Source organism: Rickettsia endosymbiont of Culicoides newsteadi (genome assembly GCF_002259525.1).
GTDB lineage: Bacteria > Pseudomonadota > Alphaproteobacteria > Rickettsiales > Rickettsiaceae > Tisiphia.
Window position 1 is genome coordinate 1 of the sequence record NZ_MWZE01000083.1, and the last position, 5,325, is coordinate 5,325.

Consider the following 5,325-nt stretch of genomic DNA (forward strand, 5'->3'; position numbering starts at 1 on the left):
CTTTCCCACAGCCCAATCTCTCTCTACTATTGTTTTTCCAAGAGTTTTCGCTAATTCATCATTTTGTTCTTTCAGCATATTAATTTGTTCCTGATATTTACTTACCAGTTTTGCTGGTTCAAAAGCCAATGCTGCATTTGATATAAATTGTTTTTTCCAATTACTAATTGTCTTTGAGTTTATCTCATATTTTGATGCTATCACTGATAATGGACTCTCTTCTTTCAGCACTTCTAATACTATCCTAGTTTTTTCTTCAGCACTAAAAACTCTTGCTTTTTCTTTTGTCATTTTTTCTCCTAATTTTTTCTTATTATTTTATCTTAATTAGGAAACTTTTAACTCTATTTTTTTGTCCATTTTCTTCAGTCCATTATAGACCTTGATACTATCTCTTCCCTCGTTCAAATCGGCAACTGGTATAATAAGACGACAAAGACTATCGCTCAATCTATTGTCCCCTAAATGTTTTTCCAACATTTCTTCCAAAGGTTCTGGGGTATATTTGTGTTTTATTATTCCACAGTTAAAGCAACTTTTAGGGAAGATTTCAGCAGCACTATTCTCAAATAATTCTAACGCTTCTTTGGCTGAATAACGAGGCTCTTTCGACCCTTGTTCTTTAGGGAGCGTTAACAACGCAGCAATTAACCCACCAACGCTAGTACCAGAAATAATGTTAAATAATTTAGATATAGGTAGCCCTGTAATCTCTTCTATTTTTGCAAGGATAACTAATGCAGCTATTCCTTTTACTCCACCACCTGAAATACAAAGAATTGTATTTTTTTCATTTAATTTTTTACTTATCATAATCTCTATAGCTTAATTTAAAATTTTTCACTAATTTTAAATTGTTATAAAGTTTACATTATAGCAAATGAATTTATTATGATAAATAAAACAAATTGACAGAACTCTGCAAAAAATTTGATTATCGAGTTACAAATGTGGTACAATTGAATAATAATAAATAAATTGGAGTGATCTTGTGGTAGCTAAACGATTATTAGTGTCTTTAGAGGAGAAAATATTAGCTATAGTCAATTCAGGAGAATTGGGTAGCAGGAGCGATGGAGCGACGCCTATAAGTAATAGACGAACGACGAGTGACGACGTCACCAACTTCTCATCAATTGACTATAAATTAGCAGATGAACGGATAGGTAATACTAAGGAATGGATTAGTTGTACCGACAGTTGGAAATATTAGATGTTTGAGCAATTACTTGATTTCTCTTCTATATTCTATATTATAGAAGGGATGGTAGTAACACTGAAATATAGCTTAGTTTCAGTGTTATTTGGATTGATTATCGGTACTTTACTAGCAATTTGTAAGGTAAGCAAAAGTCATGCCTTAAGGTTATTTGCTAATTTTTATACATCAATTTTTCGTGGTACACCACTACTTATCCAACTTAGCATAATTTATTTTGGTTTGCCTGGGGTAATTGGTATTAAGCTTGGAGTATTCGCTGCAGGTACCATAGCTTTCTCATTAAATTCAGGGGCGTATGTTTCGGAAATAATTAGAGCTGGAATGAATGCTGTTGACAAGGGGCAGATTGAAGCGGCTAAGGCGTTAGGCATAACTGAAAGATTAATGATCAAAGATATCATCTTACCGCAAGCTATAAGAAATATTTTACCTTCACTGGTTAATGAGCTTATTAACCTAATCAAAGAATCATCGATTATATCAATGATCGGTGGAATGGATTTAATGCGGAGAGCTCAGCTAGTATCACAGGAACATTATACTTATTTTACGCCTCTGTTAATAGCAGGGTTTTGTTATTATGTTATGGTAATAATTATTAGTAACTTAGCCAAAATTCTTGAGAAAAAATTAACAATTGGTATTGAATAAGATTTGTTTATATGTATTTAAGTGAAATATGCATCAAGCGTCCAGTATTTGCAACAGTTCTGAGCCTAGTAATTGTTATTTTAGGAGCTGTATTTTTTACTAAACTACAAATTAGGGGGATTCCCGATATCTCTTTTCCTGTAATAACAGTACATGCAGATTATCCTGGGGCGGATGCTCTTTATATGGAAAAAGAAATTACCACTCGTATTGAAAAGGCTCTAAAAACTATAAAAAATCTTGATTCTATCACTTCCCAAAGTGCGACAGGTAGTAGCTATATCTTTTTAACATTTTTATCATCGGCTAATATCGAAGTATCCTTAAACGATGTTCGATCTAAAATTGCTGCGATAAGTCGTATATTGCCAAAAGATATGCAAGCACCTCGTGTTAGTAAGCAAGATGGAAATAAGTTTGTTGATTTGATCTTAACTGTTAGTAGTGATGTATATAGTGATTTACAATTAACTAAAATTGTTCAAGAGAGTGTAAAAAGCGTTTTAGATAAGCTTGAAACAATAGGTGAAGTTAAAGTACATGGTAAAGATTATTCTATGCGGATAGAGCCAGATCCGGTAAAATTATATCAGCATAAAATGTCGGTGTTGGAAATTGAAAATGCTATAAAAAAACAAACTATTTCTTATCCGGCGGGAACTATTAAAACCGCCAGTCGTGATTTTGATATAAGATTAGATGGTTCTTTAAGTAAACCGGAACAGTTTGAACAAATTATATTAAAAGTGAACGATACTAGTATATTAAGGTTACAAGATATTGCTAAAATATATTTAGCTTCTCTAGAAGATGATGTAACTTTTAGATATAACGGCAAAAGCTCGGTAGCACTTACAGTAAAAAACAATCAAAGGCAAACTTTCTTGATTTATCTAAAGAAGTTAGGTCGTCACTAGATAAAATTAAAAATAATCTACCTAAAAATATAACAATTGATATAGCTTATGATGCGTCAATTCCAGTTAATGCCTCAGTCAAATCAGTATTCTTCACGATCTTTGAAGCATTAATTTTAGTTATAATAGTAGTATATTTATTCCTGGCATCAGCAAGAATCACTTTGATACCACTTGTAACTATTCCTGTATCGTTGATTGGTACATTTATTTTCATGTATTATTTAGGGTTTTCTATTAACATATTTACCCTTTTAGCAATGATATTGGCTATTGGTTTGGTGGTAGATGATGCAATAGTAATGTTGGAAAATATTTTTAGATACAATGAGATGGGGCATTCTGCTATGGAATCTGCCACTCTGGCATCTAAGGAAATTGGTTTTGCTATTATAGCAATGACTATAACACTTGCCTCAGTATTCTTACCAATAGGTTTTATTGATGGATTTATGGGCAAGTTATTCATTGAATTTGCTTGGACCTTAGCATTCTGTGTGTTAGTTTCTGGTTTTGTTGCTTTAACTTTGACGCCAATGATGGCAAGTCGCATGATTGGCAAAAATGATCAACCTTCCTTAGGGTTTTTAATTAAATTTGACCAGTTTATTAAATTAGTCCAAAGCAAGTATTTGGTCTATTTAAATCTTGCTTTTGATCATAAAAAGCAATTCTCACTTATTATTGCCCTATCTTTAGTGCTGCTAGTCGTTAGTTTTATCTTTGTCCCAAAGGTGTTTATCCCTCAGGAAGATGATGGTTTAGTGCAGATTTCCTTCTCTAGTCCTCAAGGCTCTAATAGTGAACAATCAGAAAAAGCAGTAATAGAAGTTGAGAAAATACTTAGTTCTTACAAAGATATATTAGGTTATTTGATGATGACGTCTCCAGAAGGTAGTCATGGTTTTGTGCCTCTTAAAGACTGGAAGGTAAGGTCAATGTCACAAACAACTATAATAAACTTACTTAATCAGCAATTTCAACAAATAACTGGAATATCGGCTTTTGCAAGACCACACCGTTCATTAATTAGCGGTAATGCTGAACATGCTGTGGAATTTACTTTGCAATCCTCACTTGAATATGAGCAATTAGTTCAAATATCAGAGAAATTCGTGGAGGCTATGAAGAAAAAACCAGCTTTTATGAATATGAATGTTTATAGTAATGTAGATTTCTCTCCGATCATTGACGTAATTGTTAACCGAGATAAAGCTTACCTTTATGGTGTGAGTTTAGAAAATATAGGGTTAACATTGCAATATTTGCTAGCAGGAAAGCAGCTTGGTGATTTTAGAATGGGCAATGAATTGTATGATATAACTATGCAGTATAATTTAAAACATCGTAGTAATATCGATCACTTTAGTAAGATACTGATACCAACCAATAAACCAACTAATAATTTATTACCATTAAATGTCGTGGCTAATATAGTTGAGAAAGTATCTATCAAATTTTATAATCATTATAATAATGCTAGATCAGTAACCATCTCGGCAGATTTAGCCCCAAACCAAAAAATTACCGATGCAATAAAGCAAGTGAATAACATAGCTAATGAATTATTGGATAATAATACCACTATTCTAGAATATATTGGCGAAATTAAGCAAAAGGCTGAATCAGAAGGTACTATGACTACTACGTTCTTATTTGCTTTATTGTTTATTTACTTAGTGCTTTCAGCACAATTTGAAAGTTTTACTGATCCGATATTAATCCTTATTGCTGTACCATTTTCATTTACTGGTGGCGTATTAGCACTCTGGATATTTGGTAATACGTTTAATATGTATAGTGGTATTGGCTTGCTCACTTTAATTGGTTTGATCACAAAAAATTCTATTATGATCGTAGAATTTACTAATAACTTAAGAAGCCAAGGATTAAATATTAGAGAAGCTGTAACTAAAGCTTCTAGCTTAAGGCTTAGACCAATTCTAATGACTACTTTAGCAACCATTTTTGGGGCAGTATCATTAGTTATCGCCTCAGGAGCAGGAGCCGAAGCTCAAAAGTCTATTGGTTTAGTAATAGTGGGTGGTATGACTATTGGTACTCTATTTACTATATTTGTTATTCCAGTTTTATATCAAAGTTTTAAAAGGGAGATTAAATATAGCTAACCCAATTAGTGTTACAGCAAATTCACAGATGTCATTGTGAGGGTATAGGCGTCAGTTTAAGAAAATAAAGTAGAAAACAAGTTTTTTGCAGAGCTTATAAATAGTAGGTTGTTTGAAGAAAATTTGAATATATCCGAGTCACGACATCTATCTTTAAATGCAAAATTTGTCATATATGGACGAGTGAATTTGTCAAGAAAGAAAATAAAAAAATAGAGCCACAAAGGAAGCGGTCATATATTCGGCATCGAGTGCCATAATGGTTTCTGCATTCTTATAAATATCCTTGAGTTACCTCTCATTCCCACGGCTTCTAGAGCCTCGACATAATTACGGATTTTATTCAGAATACTTATTCATTAACTCTTTAACTTTCGTTCTCTTTATTGTTACTATTCTTTACTCA

4 protein-coding genes and 1 pseudogene are annotated in these 5,325 nt (G+C 32.5%); 3 read left to right on the plus strand and 2 right to left on the minus strand.

The genetic code is table 11. The features are described 5' to 3' along the window. Positions 1-291 (minus strand): transposase (locus RiCNE_RS05615; RefSeq protein ID WP_157905682.1); only part of this gene is annotated, 291 nt, incomplete at its 3' end. Between the two features lie 36 nt (positions 292-327). After that, positions 328-813 (minus strand): patatin-like phospholipase family protein, encoded by a 486-nt coding sequence (locus RiCNE_RS05620; RefSeq protein WP_094649614.1) that lies wholly within the window; start codon positions 811-813, stop codon positions 328-330. A 178-nt stretch (positions 814-991) separates the two neighbouring features. Here RiCNE_RS05620 and RiCNE_RS05625 point away from each other — a divergent pair, with 178 nt between their 5' ends. The 3 genes and pseudogenes from RiCNE_RS05625 (at position 992) to RiCNE_RS05635 (ending at position 4,919) form a co-directional block, all read left to right on the plus strand. Next, positions 992-1,213 (plus strand): palindromic element RPE2 domain-containing protein, encoded by a 222-nt coding sequence (locus RiCNE_RS05625; protein ID WP_239832716.1) that lies wholly within the window; start codon positions 992-994, stop codon positions 1,211-1,213. Further along, the gene (locus RiCNE_RS05630) at positions 1,214-1,873 is read left to right on the plus strand and encodes an amino acid ABC transporter permease (protein ID WP_094649616.1); all 660 of its coding nucleotides are present in this window, start codon (positions 1,214-1,216) and stop codon (positions 1,871-1,873) included. It abuts the gene before it with no gap. 11 nt (positions 1,874-1,884) lie between these two features. After that, positions 1,885-4,919 (plus strand): annotated as a pseudogene (locus tag RiCNE_RS05635) (efflux RND transporter permease subunit). Positions 4,920-5,325 lie beyond the last annotated feature (406 nt).

Bases quoted from the DNA above. Each gene is read 5' to 3' on its own strand.
- RiCNE_RS05620 (WP_094649614.1), bottom strand. From the start codon at position 813: ATGATAAGTAAAAAATTAAATGAAAAAAATACAATTCTTTGTATTTCA.
- RiCNE_RS05630 (WP_094649616.1), top strand. From the start codon at position 1,214: ATGTTTGAGCAATTACTTGATTTCTCTTCTATATTCTATATTATAGAA.